Source organism: Tritonibacter multivorans (assembly GCF_001458415.1).
Lineage (GTDB): Bacteria > Pseudomonadota > Alphaproteobacteria > Rhodobacterales > Rhodobacteraceae > Epibacterium > Epibacterium multivorans.
In genome coordinates, this window is record NZ_CYSD01000009.1 from 1 (window position 1) to 13,311 (window position 13,311).

Below are 13,311 nucleotides of genomic sequence, written 5' to 3' on the forward strand. Positions count from 1 at the left end.
CAATACCAACCAGACAACGCGGCAACGCTTCGAAGAACTTGAGCAATTGTCGCCGCCGGATCGAACGATTGAAGGCAACCGTGCCGTCAGCTGTGACACCGTGAACTTGGAAAACGTCCTTCCCAAGATCCAATCCTATTGTCGTAACTTCCATGATGGGGCTCCTTTCCTGACAGAAGATGACTTCTGCAGTGTGCCGCAAAATGCGACGCTTGGTGCAGACGCCATCCACCCCATCCGCGTCTGAGTTGTCAGATCAGGCTGCGGCGAAAGTGCGGTATCGTTTCTGGGGAAATCCAAGCATATCAATGGGCGGAAAGCGGTCGTTCTCCGCAACAGCAACCTGAATAGAGCTAATGAGTGGAAGCCGACATTCGCTTTAAGCGGAAAACAAGGGAATCATAGTGTCTGCCCATTTTAGACTTTTTCCTTCTAAGTCTCGGAAAAGCGGTTACAAATCCAGAGGTGCTTCACCTCAAGCCGAAGTGAACCGCAAAAGACCCGTCCAACACCACATGATAGCCACATTTGTTTCGTGAAGGTGTAACTGCACATATTGTCCAGAACGGAACAAAGGTTAACCACGGTGTCGAGAAAAAATTCATTTGGAATTATGGCTGGCTTAGGAGCAGTCACCGGCTTTTTTTCTGGCATCGTTTTTCTCGTCGTTCTTCTGGTCGTTCAGCCCCTTGATCTGTCTTTGCTGCCAAGACGTATGTGGATGCATCAGGTCACGATCCAGTGGGTGCTGGTGGCGTTCGGTGCGTCGGCGCTTTGCGTGGGGGTGATCTGGTTCCAAATCAAAGCTTTTTCGAAGCCAACGCCACAGCCCGTGTCGCGCCGGACAAAAGCGAGTATTGCGCCTGCAACGCCGACCGCAATGCCATCCGTGCCCGGTGCGGTCTGGGTCTTTTCAACTGTTTCGGAATACATAAGCAGACGCATTGATCCTGAAGTCGAGCCGCCAGATTTCTTGGAGCTTATCAGGCGCAATCGTAAAGGCGAAGATATCGCAGCTGACGCGTTTCCGCGTTCGTTCATCTTGCGAGGTCAGCGTGTTCCTCGGGACATTTTACATGGCAACTTTCTTTTCGTTTCGCGTGACATCGCGGACATTCTGGCGGATTTCGATCTGGGCCGAAGTCAGCTGATCCCGCTGGACGGCATGTACCGCGGCCGCGACCGCACAAAGCTGGACAAGGACTATTTCATTCTCACGTTCGCAAGCAGCAAAACTGTCTTCTCGCCAGAAGGGAGTAACCCCGCCGCAATCCGGCAGTCGGTTCCTGATATTCCCTGGTGGAAGTTGTTTATAGCAGATTTTCCAGACGGATCTTTTGCCGTGACCGAAGACGCTCTGGAAGGCGCTGATTTCTGGTCAGATCCAACAACGCCCGTTGGAATGCTTTACATGAGCGAGCACCTCAAGGCGGCGCTCGACGCTCAGGGCATCGGAAAGAAGATGGGGTTCAAACGCTGCCGTGTGGTCAGATCTGATTAAGCCGGGTGCAGCCCAACGCTGACCTCTCTTGTGCGCTCCATAAAGAAACTCACCTCAAGAAATCACTCCAAGGCGGAATCTCAGATCAGGGACAGGGATGGAAAGTGACCCTCACGCAACGCGCACCAGCTACCAACTTTGACACGCAGCGGAAGTCTCCTCTGACGGGCCGCGCTGCGGCGAGACGAAGAGACGACCAAGGTCCGCAAAGGGCCGTTCGTGATAGCTCGCAGCGTCCATCATCTGGAGCACAGCCAATGTTTTCTGACGCGTAACAAGAATTTTGGCATGTCTGATGGTCCTGCCGCTTTTGTTTATTGGGGTTAGTGGCATCTGGACACGCCAATCACGTCTGGCCGTTAGGGTGAGGGTGCTACCCACTCCCACGAGCAGTCCCGCTAGTCCAAACCGTGTCTTCGGTCGCACCTGCGGGCCGCGCCACTTTTGTCGAATAGCATTTCTTCGCCCACTCTCAAGGTCGCCACGTCCAGAATAAAGCGGCAGATCAGCGGCAACAGTCGGCTTCGCGGTCTGATCTGCAAATTAGCGCTGATTTTCCGAAGGGAGACCACGGGAGCAACATGACGATGCTAGGCCCCTTGTCGACGCAAGGCCGAGGTCGTGCGGTGTTCAATACTGGCGAGAGCAGTATTGGGTGCTGGATCATTTTATGACGCAAAGGTCAAATTCATCTGACGTCCCATAGGAAGACAGTGGCGGACCGAGGAGGATTCGAACCCCCGACCCCTTGATTCGTAGTCAAGTACTCTATCCAGCTGAGCTATCGGTCCACTGTGGAGCCGGTGTCTAAGGCTAGTGCGGGGGAGGCGCAACCCCCAAAACAACATTCTTTTCGAAAAACCGCAAAAAACTTCTGTGGCCCAAGAACTGGCTGTATCTACCCTGATCTGGCTCTGTATGCATTGATGCACGCCGAAGGCCCAGGCGCAGAGAGCTTGGCTTGTGACCGGTTGTGTTATTCTATAACAATTGGCGTCGATAGCCTAACCGGGCAAAGCGTATCAGCAGGAGAGGATCCCAATGACCAAACCGCAGACCCCGCCGCAGACCCCGCCTGAGACGCGACTGCCTGTGACATTGCTCACCGGGTTTCTGGGGGCGGGGAAATCGACCTTGCTCAATAAGGTGCTGGCACATCCAGACACGGGGAATGTGGCCGTCATCGTCAATGAGTTTGGCGAAGTTGGTCTGGACAACGACCTGATCGAAAGCTCAGGGGACGAGGTGATCTTGCTGTCGTCGGGCTGCATCTGCTGTTCAATGCGGGGCGATCTGGCCAATACGATTGCCGATCTTCTGCAGCGCCGCGAAGACGGGGCGATCAGTTTTGACCGTGTGGTGATTGAAACCACCGGCCTGGCGGATCCGGCACCGATCCAACAAACCCTGCTGATGGATCACTATTTGGCCGCGCATACCCGGATGGACGGGGTGGTGACATTGGCGGATTGTGCCAATGGCCCCAAAACGCTGGATGATAACTTCGAAGCGGTCTCGCAGGCGGCAACGGCGGATTTGATCCTGCTCAGCAAAACCGATCTTGTGACAGCGGCAGAGGTGGCGGCGTTCAAGACCCGGCTCGAGGGGTTGAACCCCACCGCGCGCATTGAAAACGCAGGCGAAATTGCCAAAGCCCCAGCCCGGATCTGGGGGCTGTCGGGGGTGCGCCGGGATGTGACATCAGGGGATGCGCTGGCGTGGATGGCCCGCCCCGCACCTGATACCTCGGCGCTGGCCGGCTTGCCCGGATTTGACCGCACGCCCGATCCGCTGGCCAATCTGTCCGGCTTTGCACCTGCGCCGGTCACCGCTGAGTTTTCGCCCCATGATGCGCGCATTGGGTCGGCGTCGATCGTGCTGGAACAGCCGCTGAAGGACGCGGTGTTTGACAATTGGCTCGACACGCTGATTTCGCTCAAGGGGGCGGACATCCTGCGGGTGAAGGGGATTGTCTTCCTCGAGGGGATCGAGACGCCATTTGTGTTCCACGGGGTGCAGCACATCTTTGACCTGCCGGTGCCTTTGGAAAACTGGCCCAAAGGGGACACGACCACGCGGATCGTGGTGATTGCGCGGGATATGTCACATCCGGAGCTGCAGCGCAGTCTGGATATGCTGCGTGCGACCCAGGTGGACAAGCCCGCCCCGGCGGTTTTCCCCGGCTGGCAAGAACGTGAAGCCGAAAACTGGACGTGATGTGCGTCGATAAGAAAAAGTAAAGTTATGTTGACAGAACGGGCGCAGGCTTGGCAAAGCATGGGCCCAGTGATGGTTCCCGCACTGCTAAGAACGCAAGCCGGGATGAAAAGGGAACACGGTGCGGCGTAGCCAAAAGGCACCAAATCCGTGACTGCCCCCGCAACTGTGAGCGGAGAGCTCCTCGTGAGATCCACTGACCCGAACCGGGTCGGGAAGGGACGAGGCGCTGTGACCCGCGAGTCAGGAGACCTGCCATCTGACGATAGAACTCAACCCGGGCGGTGGGCCTGGGCGGATCACACAAGATGTGCGGACGCCTCGGATGGGGCTGCGCATCCACGGTTGCCGCTCGTTCTCATCTCCCCGCTGCGGAGGGCAGTTTGGTGGGACAGAAACGGTTGCGGATCTCGGTCTGTACCAGTTGCAAGGTCAAAGGCGCCAGCGCGCGTCCGGGCTATGCATTGATCGATGAACTGCGTGCGGGGATCGCAGAGATGCCCGCGCTGCGCGAGGCTTATGAGGTCGCAGGCGTGGCCTGCATGGCGGGTTGTGACAGCCCCTGTACCGTCGGATTTCACGGGCAGGGCAAGGCCAGCTACCTGTTTGGTGATCTGGAGCCCGGCGCTGATGTCAACGACCTGCTGAGCTTTGCCACGCAATATGACACGCTGCATGACGGCTGGTGTTCCTCGGTGGATCGCCCCGGCAAGCTGCGTAAATCCACATTGGCACGTGTGCCTGCGACCTTGTTTGAGGCCCCGCAGCGCAAGGAGGCCGCGGAATGAGCGCCGCGGACCTGCAAGTTGACGGCGTCAGCTGGGGGCAGGCCGGTGGGAAGGGCAGTGGTCAGCCGCTGATCCTGAATGCGACCAGCTTTCATGTGCCTGCGGGGCAGGTGCTTGGGGTTGTGGGGGCCAATGGTGCAGGCAAAACCACTTTGCTGCGGCTGGTCTATCGCTATGCCAAGCCGCTGAGCGGCGTGGTGAAGATCGGGGGGCAAGATCTGTGGTCCATGACCCCGCGCGCGGCGGCCCGAAAGGTGGCGGCGGTTTTGCAGGAACAGCCCACTGATTTTGCCCTGACCGTGCGCGACGTGGTGGCGCTGGGCCGTCTGCCGCATCGGCAGGGCTTTGCGGCTGGCGGCAAGGGCTGTGCGGCAATCATTGATGCCGCGCTGGACCGGATGGGGCTGTTGCAGTTTGCATCTCGCAGTCTGGGCACCTTGTCGGGCGGTGAACGCCAGCGGGTTATGGTGGCCCGTGCGCTGGCACAGGACCCGGATGTGCTGGTTTTGGATGAACCCACCAACCACCTTGATATCCGTCACCAGCTTGAGGTGCTGCGCCTGATCCGCGACCTCGACATGACCATTGTGACCTCGCTCCATGATCTGAACATGGCGGCGGAGGTCTGTGACCAAATTCTTCTGCTGCACAAAGGCCATCCCTTGGGGTTTGGCCCCGCCGCCGAAGTTCTCTCCAGTGACCGTGTTTCCGAGGCCTTCGGGGTCGAGGCGCGGCTGGATCATCTGCGACTGGGCGACCGGCGCCATCTCACCTTTCATCTCAATAACGACCAATAGGGACGAGACCTATGAAATACACCCTCTCTGCCTTGGCGCTTGCCGCCTCTGCCGGGGCCGCACTGGCCGACACCACCGTCAACAGTTGCAACCGCGAAGTGACCTTTGACACCCCGCCCAAGGCCGCGATCTCCAATGACGTGAACCTGACCGAAATGATGCTGGTGCTGGGCCTTGCGGACCGCATGGTGGGCTACACCGGCATTTCCGGCTGGAAGACACTGGATGAAGACATGCGAGCAGGCGTGGAAGAGCTGCCCGAGCTGTCCGCCAAATACCCCACCAAAGAAGTGCTGCTGGGTGCCGACGCGGATTTCTATTTCGCAGGCTGGAACTACGGGATGAAGGTTGGCGGGGAAGTCACGCCCGAAACCCTCGCGCCCTTTGGCATCAAAGTTTACGAGCTGACCGAAAGCTGCATCCACATTGGCGACAAGCCCAAGGTCTCTATGGATGACATGTACAATGACATCGCAAACTTGGGCAAAATCTTCCAGGTGGAAGACAAGGCGGCTGCGCTGATCGACGGCTACAAAGCAGATCTGGCCGATTTCACCGCCTCTCTGGAAACCGTGGACGACCCCCTGCGCGTCTTTGTCTATGACAGCGGCGAGGAAAGCCCCTTCACCGCCGGTCGCTACGCCATGCCCACCGCCTTGATCGAGGCCGCAGGTGGCAAGAACATCATGGATGATTTCCAGAAAAGCTGGGCCACAGTGACTTGGGAAGAAGTCGTAGAGCGCAACCCCGAGGTCGTCGTGATCGTGAACTACGGCAATGTGACGGCGGAAGAAAAGCGCGCGTTCATGATGTCGAACCCGGCCTTCGCCAACCTCGACGCGGTCAAGAACGACCGTTTTGTGACGCTGGAATATGTTGAGGCAACCCCCGGTCCGCGCAACATCAACGCGGTCAAGAAACTGGCAAATGGTTTCTGGGGCGAATAAGCCGCTTCTGACCTGAAAGGGAAACACACATGGCCGACGCAACACTTACGCAGCCCCAAACTCGCCTCAGAGCCGGTGCGCATCTGCGCCGCCGCGCCCTTTGGGGGATTAGCGGGGTCTTGGCGCTGCTTGCGTCGGTCAGCTTTGCGGTCTCGGTCGGGGCGGTCAAAGTGCCGCTCTCCACGGTGTGGGGGGTGGTGCTGGATCATGTGCTGCCCGGATCGGTGACGCCGGATTGGTCCCGTGGACGGGATGCGATTGTCTGGGACATCCGTTTCCCCCGCGCGCTTTTGGCAGCGATCGTGGGCGCGGGCCTTGCCATGGTCGGCGCTGCGCTGCAGGCGGTCACGCGCAACCCGCTGGCGGACCCGCATCTTTTGGGGATCTCCTCGGGGGCGGCGTTTGGTGCGATTTTGGCGCTGCTGCACACAGGGCTGTTCATTGGGTTGATGACAGTGCCGTTGTTGGCCTTCTTTGGTGCGCTGGGGGCGACCCTGTTGGTGCTGTTGGTGGCCCGTTTCACCACTTCGGCCAGTGCGGACCGGCTGGTATTGGTCGGGGTTGCCGTGTCATTTGTGGTTATGGCTGGCGCCAATGTGTTGATTTTCTTGGGCGACCCGCGGGCGACCCATACGGTTGTCTTTTGGATGCTAGGGGGGCTTGGCCTCGCGCAGTGGTCGCATATGATTTTTCCGCTTGCAGTTCTGCTGCCCTGTGGCGCGTGGCTGTGGCTGCGCAGTGGCGACCTGAATGCCATGACCATAGGGGATGAAACCGCATCGACACTGGGGCTGGCTGTTGCGCGCTTTCGCCTGCAAGTGTTTGTGCTTGGGGCGCTGATCACCGGGGCTATGGTGGCGTTTTCCGGCATCATTGGCTTTGTTGGCCTCATGGTGCCCCATATTGTGCGCCTGTTTGTCGGCGGTGACTATCGTCGGGTTCTGCCGCTGTCGGCGCTGGGCGGGGGGTTGTTTCTGATCTGGGCCGATGTGGTCGCTCGCACCATTATGGCGCCCGAAGACATGCCCATCGGCATCGTTACGGGCCTTGTGGGCGGCTTGTTCTTCATCTGGCTATTGGGCCGTCGCCAAGGCGGCGCTTGAATGGAAAAGGGCGGCTCTAGTGGCCGCCCTTTCTTCTTAGTCGCCATCCAGCGAATTGAACCCCGGCGCGATGCCAAGCCGTGGGGCCACGTCATTGGCAATGGTCTGATCTATATTGCGGATCTCTTGTTGCAGGGATTCAATCTGGAACCGCACTTGCGGGTCAGACACACCGGCAAAGATTGGATCATCCGCCAGCGCATGGGCGCGGTCCAGCGCGTGCTGGAACTGCCGGTCCAGTGCCGCATCCCCGCCAGACAGCCGGGCCGCCATATCGCGGGTGGCCTCCAGCGACAGGATCACATGGCGCAGGGACCGTTTTGACCGCCAGGCTTCGGCTCGTTCGGGGCGCGGGCGTTCAAAGGTGCCCAAGGGGCGGCCAAGGCGCATATCAGCGGTGAATTCGATGCCCGTCAGCAGGGCGGTCAGCAGTTGCTGGCCCGCTTCACGTGGATCACGAAAGCTGTCGTTGCCCGCCAGCAGCAACAAGGTGCCATAGCCCCCGGTCCAATCCGCATTGATCGCGGCTGTGATGTGGGCAATGTCGCCAGTCACGCCCTGGATCAGGGAACACAGATAGGTGGCATTGGTGGTCTGCGCGTACTGCGGATCATAAATCAGCCGTTCCAGCGCATAGAACCCGCGTGTGGCCACTGACTGGCTGGCCATGCCTGCTGGCGTTGTGATGCTGGGGTCTTGGCTGGCGAGCAATGCCGAAAGCGCCTTTGGCGTTTTGCTGCGTTTGTCGGGCCAGAACGCCAGTGCAAAGCCACGGTCGCCCTGTTCGGTCGGGCCAAAGCGCAGATGGCTGACGCGTACCCAAGCGTCAAAGGCGGTGTTGAACGCGGCCCGCAGGTCCGGGTCTGTGGGTGCGCAATGCGCCTGAGCGGTTTCATCCAGCGCGGCGCTGCTGGTTGCCAGTGCCTCGAACCCCGGCAGAATGTGGCCTTCGACAATGTCGCGCACCACCGGCGCGCTGGCCGACAGGGCAGGGGAAGCCGCCAGAGTGAAGGCAAAAGCCAAGGGTTTCAGAAACTGTCGCATCAAAGGCTCTCCAGAAATTGGATCAGGGCGGCGCGGTCTTCGGGGGGCATGTCAATTACGGCATCGCGCTGGGTTTGGGCTTCGCCGCCATGCCAGAGGATCGCCTCCAGCAAAGACCGCGCGCGCCCGTCGTGCAGAAAATATGTGTGGCCCGAGACCTGTTTGGTCCGGCCAATACCCCAAAGCGGCGCCGTGCGCCATTCGCGCCCCGTCGCGCGGGCTTCGGGGCGGCCATCGGCCAATCCCGGTCCCATGTCATGCAACAGCATGTCTGTATAAGGCCAGATCAGCTGAAAGCTCTGTTCGGGGCGGTCTTCCAGCCTGTGGGTGACAAAGGCGGGCTGGTGACAGGAGGCGCAGCCTGTCGCGTGGAACACCGCCTTGCCGCGCAGCACCTCAGGGTCGCCCACACCGCTGCGCATCGGCACCGCGAGGTTGCGGCTGTAGAATGTCACCAGTTCCATCCCTTCGGCGTCGATTTCGTCCCCGCGTGCATCGTTATGCCCATGGGGCAGGGCGCGACAGGCGGCTTGGGCCTCGGTGCATTCCCCCCAGGGGGCGGGAAACAGCGGCGAGGAAATCCCAATGTCGCCCGCAAAGGCGGCCGCGGATTGTTCGTGAATGGTGGCATGACCGGCCTTCAGGCCAAAACGCCCCAGCATCGGCTGGTCAAACTCTGCGCTCCACACCACATTGGCGCGGCCAGAAATGCCGTCGCCATCGGCGTCTTCGGGATCCGCCAGCGCCAGAATATCGGCGGCGGGCACCGCTTCCAACAGGCCAAGGCCGATCATCTGTGGCGCCACGCGTGGGCTCAGCATCGCCTCCGGGTGCAGCGGGCCATAGCCAAGATCCGCAGCGGTATAGGTGGGGGCACGCAGATGCGCGACCTCACCGCCAGCCAGCGGCACCTCGGTCTCGGAATAGTCAATCTCCAGCCGGTATTCGGCGGGCAACCCCGCAAGGCCAAAGTCCTGCATCTGCGTGCCATAGGTCGGCTCTGGCTGCGTGGCGAGGTAGTCTTTGATCTCGGCTATGCTGTCACCGCCGGGGATCGACACCCGCAGGAACATGGAAATCGCATTGTCCTGCGCGCCTTCGGGGGGATGGCCGCGCCCGTCCTTGATGTGGCAGCGCTGGCAGGACCGCGCATTATAAAGCGGCCCCAACCCGTCCGAAGCTTTGGTGGAGGACGGCGACGACACCCAAAGCTTGCGAAACAGGCCATTGCCGACCTTGAACTCCAGCTCGCCCTCGAACGAGACATTGGCCGAGTGCTGGGAAAACGCATTGGCATCGCCCGTATCGCGCACGGTCGCGGCGCCGCCCGGCATCTGCTCATAGGGCTGGGGGGCTTCAAACTGCGTCGGCGCGGCGGTCACGTCCTGAATGCGGGCCGTTTCCGCTGCGGTGCGTGGAACGATGTTCAGGTGCGGTTCGTTTAGTGCGCCATCCGGCGTAGCCAAAGCAGAAGAAGCCAGAAGGCAGGCGGCAAGCGCTGGACGAAGAAGTCGGGGCATTCAAAGATACCTATGGGCTGAGCCGTAAACTGGGCTTGGCGGTGTTGGTTTAGACATGGAAAACCCGCCGCCTGAGGTCAAGCGGCGGGTTTCCCTTACGTATGTGCTGGTCAGATTATTCGAACACAGCCGCGGGGTTGTCGAGGCTGTCAGAGCCATCAATCTCGATACCGTCCTGACCCAGTGCGGCAACAACACGTTCGATGGTTTTGGTCTGATCGACCAGACCGTTGACGCCCCCCATGATCAGGGCTTCGCCCGCAGTATTGCCGCGCTCCAGCATCTGGTCATAGGCAAAGCCCGCTTCGGCTGCGAATTTGATCTTGCCAAGTGCCAGAACCGCCGCGGAAAGTTTGGATTCCATCTCAGCATCCAGCGCGGCGTCTTTTGCGGCCACCAGATCGGACAGGGACGCGCCTTCGACAACGGAGCCATCCACACGGGTGTAGCTGCCGTTGTAAACGGTCTGGACGCCGACACCGTTGTAGAAGTGGTCGTTGTGGGTGTTGTCCGAGAAGCAGGAGTGTTCTTCTTCCGGGTCGTTCAGCATGACGCCAAGGCGCATCCGCTCACCGGCGGTTTCACCATAAGACAAAGACCCCATGCCGGTCAGCATGGCAGAGATACCCGCATCCGTATCCGCCAGCACTGTTTCACGTGCATCACCACCGGTCGCCCACTGCGCGGTGATCCATTCCAGATCAGAGATCAGCAGATCGGTGGCCGCTTTCAGGTATTCGCCGCGACGGTCACAGTTGCCATGGGTGCAGGCGTCGTCTGCGGCATAGTCGGTCCAGGGCCGGTTGCCCGCGCCAGCGCCGTGGCCGTTCAGGTCCTGACCCCAGAGCAGAAATTCAATCGCGTGGTAGCCAGTGGCAACGTTTGCTTCGACGCCGTCGGCTTCCTGCAGCGATTCTTCCAGTAGGGCAGGGGTGATCTTGGAGGCATCCACCAGCGCGCCGGAGAGTTCAAAGGACGGGTTGGCAATGACGTTCAGAACGGCGGCTGCGTTCTCATCCGTTGCACCGCCGTAAGACGCATCCACATAGTCGATCAGACCTTCGTCCAGCGGCCAAGCGTTCACCTTGCCTTCCCAGTCATCGACAATCGCATTGCCGAAACGGAACACTTCGGTCTGCTGGTAGGGCACACGTGCGGCCAGCCATGCGGATTTTGCGGCCTGCAGGTTTTCAGCAGAAGGGGCCTCTACCAGTGCGTTCACCGCGGCCTGCAGGGTCTTTGCGGTTGCAAGGCTGTCAGCGTAACCGGCTTCGGCAATATTGGCGTAATTGGTCAGAACGTCCAATTTGCTGACGTCGGCGAGCGCGGGTGTGGCAAGGCTCAGCGCCAGCGCGCTGGCCGCAAGCTTGAAAGACTTCATAACGGTATCCCTCTCAGGAAGCTTTGGTGTATTTGTGCAGAACCTGAGTGAAATGGTTGGTGAAGTCAACCCGACAAATTTAGTCAGAAAATAGGATATGTGCGATGTGACTTTTGAGGGGGATTGTCGAATTGCCGGATGGGGCAGTCGGGAAGTCAAAAAAAGGCGACGCAGGATCTGACCTGCGCCGCCGACTTGCTACCACTCGTGGATGACCGGGAACCCATGGGTCGGGACCACAGCCCAGCCAATCCAAAAGTAATCTCCCATATTGGCCCGCGTTGGTGAAACTAGGGATACTTATAGGTGTGACCCAAAAGCGGTCAGGTTTCCCTGACCTTTGCCCGGTCTTTAGGCCTCCAGCTGCACCGGATTGCTCCAGGCGCGTTTCCCTGCGCCGTCCCGCACCGTGACCCGCAACCAGGGCGAGGTCTCCAGTCCGGCCAGCGAAACGGTTGTCCGGGTCATGGAGGGGCCATGGACCGCCTGCGCGGCAGAGCCATGGCCTTGTACAATCACGCTCTCCACCGCAGAGCTTTCGACGACCACATGGGTGTCGGTGACCTCAACATGGTGCAGCTCCGGACCCTGGCTGGAATAGAAGGCCCCGGCTTTGAGCGCTGCGAGCAATTGATCGGGGGTGTTGGTTTCGGATTTGACCATAACCCAGCCGCCAAAGTGATCGGCTTCATGGAAATGCGCGTCATCTGTCGCGATGAAAGACAGCGCGCGCCCTTCGGACAGCAGCAGGTCTGCAATGGCCGTGCCATCGGGGCGGTCGCAGCCGACGTAACAGCCGTGATTGTAGATCTCCACCGCATGGGCGGCTGTAAGGCTCCGGGCGTCGGCCAGGGTCAGGCCGGACCACTGCGGGTGCGCAATGGCCACAAAGGCCCCCGCGTCCACGGCGCGCTGGGCAAGGGATGGCCCGCTTTCCTGATCCGCACGTGGGGCAAAGTCCGGCGTATTTGGGCGGGCGAAATCCTCAGGCAGCCCTACGGCCAGAATATGCCAGATCTCACCGTTCTCCATCGCGCCAGTGTGCAGCTCTGCGCCCAGTATTGTGGTGAACTCGGCGTCGCGCATCGGCTTGGTGTCGACTATCGGGTAATCCCACAGGCCGACAAAATGGTCGGTGAGGGCCAGGAAGTCATAGCCTTGTGCCTTGTACCGGCGGCAAACCTCTTCGGGCGGCAGCACCCCATCGGTTCTATTGGAGTGGGTGTGGATGTTCCCGCGCCAGAACTGGCCTGGGGTGGTGAAGGCTGGCAGGATCATAAGCCGGGCTCCCTTTCATTTTATAAGTGCCCATGTGCTAGCGATCTTCTGTGACAGAAGATGAACAGTGTCGATTTTGGCAAGGCAGGGTCGGCGAGTCACCTGTGTTTCGAAGGGCGAGTCGCTGGACGATTCCTTGTCTCTTGTTGTGGCCGTGGTGACGACCCACAATATATGGTGTCACTGTGGGGCTATGTTCTGCACGTGCGGTTTCGAAAAGAGCACAGCTGCCCGACATTTGTGCAGGAACAGGGCGTCGCGCTTAAAATTCATGCCAATAAAATCATTATATAACAATGCACTAGTGTGTTTTTTGGCGTTTAGTCACGAAAACTTCAAAAAACCGCTTGCGGCCCCCGGGGTATAACCTTAGAACCCCCTTCACCGGCGGCGCTGAGGCGCTACGGGGCGCGGCGGCGACGCTGCACTGGCCGCAAGGCGGACACATCGGAGAGACGGTGATGACGGGTCGGAAAGACGATCGTGACGGCAGGAAAGACTGCAGACGCTCAGGAGAGACTGGGGCATCTTTGATGTATGGCAGGCGGTGCGCTGAGAGATTGGCGTTACGGTCCTGTTTTTGACCTCTGGAGGTCNGCGTTGAAGGTGTTGCTCTTTGACATTGTTGGATGACTGAAGAGATATGTGGGCGGTTTGGTTCATTTCGATGGATCAACGTCTGTACATATCGCGCTCTTAGAGGCCTTAGGGTTTCGATGATAGAGTGTCAGCTTC

General features: G+C 59.7%; 10 protein-coding genes, 1 tRNA gene, 1 pseudogene and 1 riboswitch. Of the genes and pseudogenes, 6 read left to right on the plus strand and 6 right to left on the minus strand.

What is annotated here, in order from left to right:
* Nucleotides 1-154: pseudogene (locus TRM7557_RS20475) on the minus strand (IS110 family transposase); the annotation flags it as partial.
* A gap of 402 nt (nucleotides 155-556) precedes the next feature.
* On the opposite strand from TRM7557_RS20475, the gene TRM7557_RS19795 reads away from it, so the two are divergent.
* Nucleotides 557-1,501 carry a hypothetical protein gene (locus tag TRM7557_RS19795; protein ID WP_165592396.1) on the plus strand — a complete coding sequence of 315 codons (945 nt, stop codon included), beginning with the start codon at nucleotides 557-559 and terminating at the stop codon, nucleotides 1,499-1,501.
* A gap of 714 nt (nucleotides 1,502-2,215) precedes the next feature.
* Here TRM7557_RS19795 and TRM7557_RS01215 read toward each other — a convergent pair.
* Nucleotides 2,216-2,292, minus strand: a tRNA-Arg gene (locus tag TRM7557_RS01215).
* A gap of 250 nt (nucleotides 2,293-2,542) precedes the next feature.
* Here TRM7557_RS01215 and TRM7557_RS01220 point away from each other — a divergent pair.
* From TRM7557_RS01220 to TRM7557_RS01240, 5 genes are all read left to right on the plus strand, one after another.
* Nucleotides 2,543-3,718 (plus strand): CobW family GTP-binding protein, encoded by a 1,176-nt coding sequence (locus tag TRM7557_RS01220; protein ID WP_058288398.1) that lies wholly within the window; start codon nucleotides 2,543-2,545, stop codon nucleotides 3,716-3,718.
* Between the two features lie 56 nt (nucleotides 3,719-3,774).
* Nucleotides 3,775-3,992: riboswitch (cobalamin riboswitch) on the plus strand.
* A 112-nt stretch (nucleotides 3,993-4,104) separates the two neighbouring features.
* Complete coding sequence (locus tag TRM7557_RS01225) at nucleotides 4,105-4,506, plus strand: DUF1636 family protein (protein WP_235811371.1); 402 nt, start codon at nucleotides 4,105-4,107, stop codon at nucleotides 4,504-4,506.
* Nucleotides 4,503-5,303, plus strand: a complete 801-nt coding sequence (locus tag TRM7557_RS01230; protein ID WP_058288400.1) for an ABC transporter ATP-binding protein — start codon at nucleotides 4,503-4,505, stop codon at nucleotides 5,301-5,303. The genes TRM7557_RS01225 and TRM7557_RS01230 overlap by 4 nt, the downstream gene beginning before the upstream one ends.
* An 11-nt stretch (nucleotides 5,304-5,314) precedes the next feature.
* Entirely contained in the window at nucleotides 5,315-6,250 is a 936-nt protein-coding gene (locus TRM7557_RS01235) for an ABC transporter substrate-binding protein (RefSeq protein ID WP_058288401.1), read from the plus strand.
* 29 nt (nucleotides 6,251-6,279) lie between these two features.
* On the plus strand, nucleotides 6,280-7,353 hold the full coding sequence (locus TRM7557_RS01240) for a FecCD family ABC transporter permease (RefSeq protein ID WP_058288402.1): 1,074 nt from the start codon (nucleotides 6,280-6,282) through the stop codon (nucleotides 7,351-7,353).
* A gap of 36 nt (nucleotides 7,354-7,389) precedes the next feature.
* Here TRM7557_RS01240 and TRM7557_RS01245 read toward each other — a convergent pair whose 3' ends face one another.
* From TRM7557_RS01245 to TRM7557_RS01260, 4 genes are all read right to left on the minus strand, one after another.
* Nucleotides 7,390-8,397 (minus strand): imelysin family protein, encoded by a 1,008-nt coding sequence (locus TRM7557_RS01245; protein ID WP_058288403.1) that lies wholly within the window; start codon nucleotides 8,395-8,397, stop codon nucleotides 7,390-7,392.
* Complete coding sequence (locus tag TRM7557_RS01250) at nucleotides 8,397-9,917, minus strand: di-heme oxidoreductase family protein (RefSeq protein WP_082626478.1); 1,521 nt, start codon at nucleotides 9,915-9,917, stop codon at nucleotides 8,397-8,399. Before TRM7557_RS01250 ends, TRM7557_RS01245 begins: the two co-directional genes overlap by 1 nt.
* A 115-nt stretch (nucleotides 9,918-10,032) precedes the next feature.
* Nucleotides 10,033-11,298, minus strand: coding sequence for an imelysin family protein (locus tag TRM7557_RS01255; RefSeq protein WP_058288404.1), 1,266 nt, complete (start codon nucleotides 11,296-11,298; stop codon nucleotides 10,033-10,035).
* Between the two features lie 351 nt (nucleotides 11,299-11,649).
* The gene (locus TRM7557_RS01260) at nucleotides 11,650-12,576 is read right to left on the minus strand and encodes a PHP domain-containing protein (protein WP_058288405.1); all 927 of its coding nucleotides are present in this window, start codon (nucleotides 12,574-12,576) and stop codon (nucleotides 11,650-11,652) included.
* Between the last annotated feature and the right edge of the window lie 735 nt (nucleotides 12,577-13,311).

Coding starts and splice junctions, on each gene's coding strand:
- TRM7557_RS01220 (WP_058288398.1), top strand. CDS start 2,543: ATGACCAAACCGCAGACCCCGCCGCAGACCCCGCCTGAGACGCGACTG.
- TRM7557_RS01230 (WP_058288400.1), top strand. CDS start 4,503: ATGAGCGCCGCGGACCTGCAAGTTGACGGCGTCAGCTGGGGGCAGGCC.
- TRM7557_RS01235 (WP_058288401.1), top strand. CDS start 5,315: ATGAAATACACCCTCTCTGCCTTGGCGCTTGCCGCCTCTGCCGGGGCC.
- TRM7557_RS01240 (WP_058288402.1), top strand. CDS start 6,280: ATGGCCGACGCAACACTTACGCAGCCCCAAACTCGCCTCAGAGCCGGT.
- TRM7557_RS01245 (WP_058288403.1), bottom strand. CDS start 8,397: ATGCGACAGTTTCTGAAACCCTTGGCTTTTGCCTTCACTCTGGCGGCT.
- TRM7557_RS01250 (WP_082626478.1), bottom strand. CDS start 9,917: ATGCCCCGACTTCTTCGTCCAGCGCTTGCCGCCTGCCTTCTGGCTTCT.
- TRM7557_RS01255 (WP_058288404.1), bottom strand. CDS start 11,298: ATGAAGTCTTTCAAGCTTGCGGCCAGCGCGCTGGCGCTGAGCCTTGCC.
- TRM7557_RS01260 (WP_058288405.1), bottom strand. CDS start 12,576: ATGATCCTGCCAGCCTTCACCACCCCAGGCCAGTTCTGGCGCGGGAAC.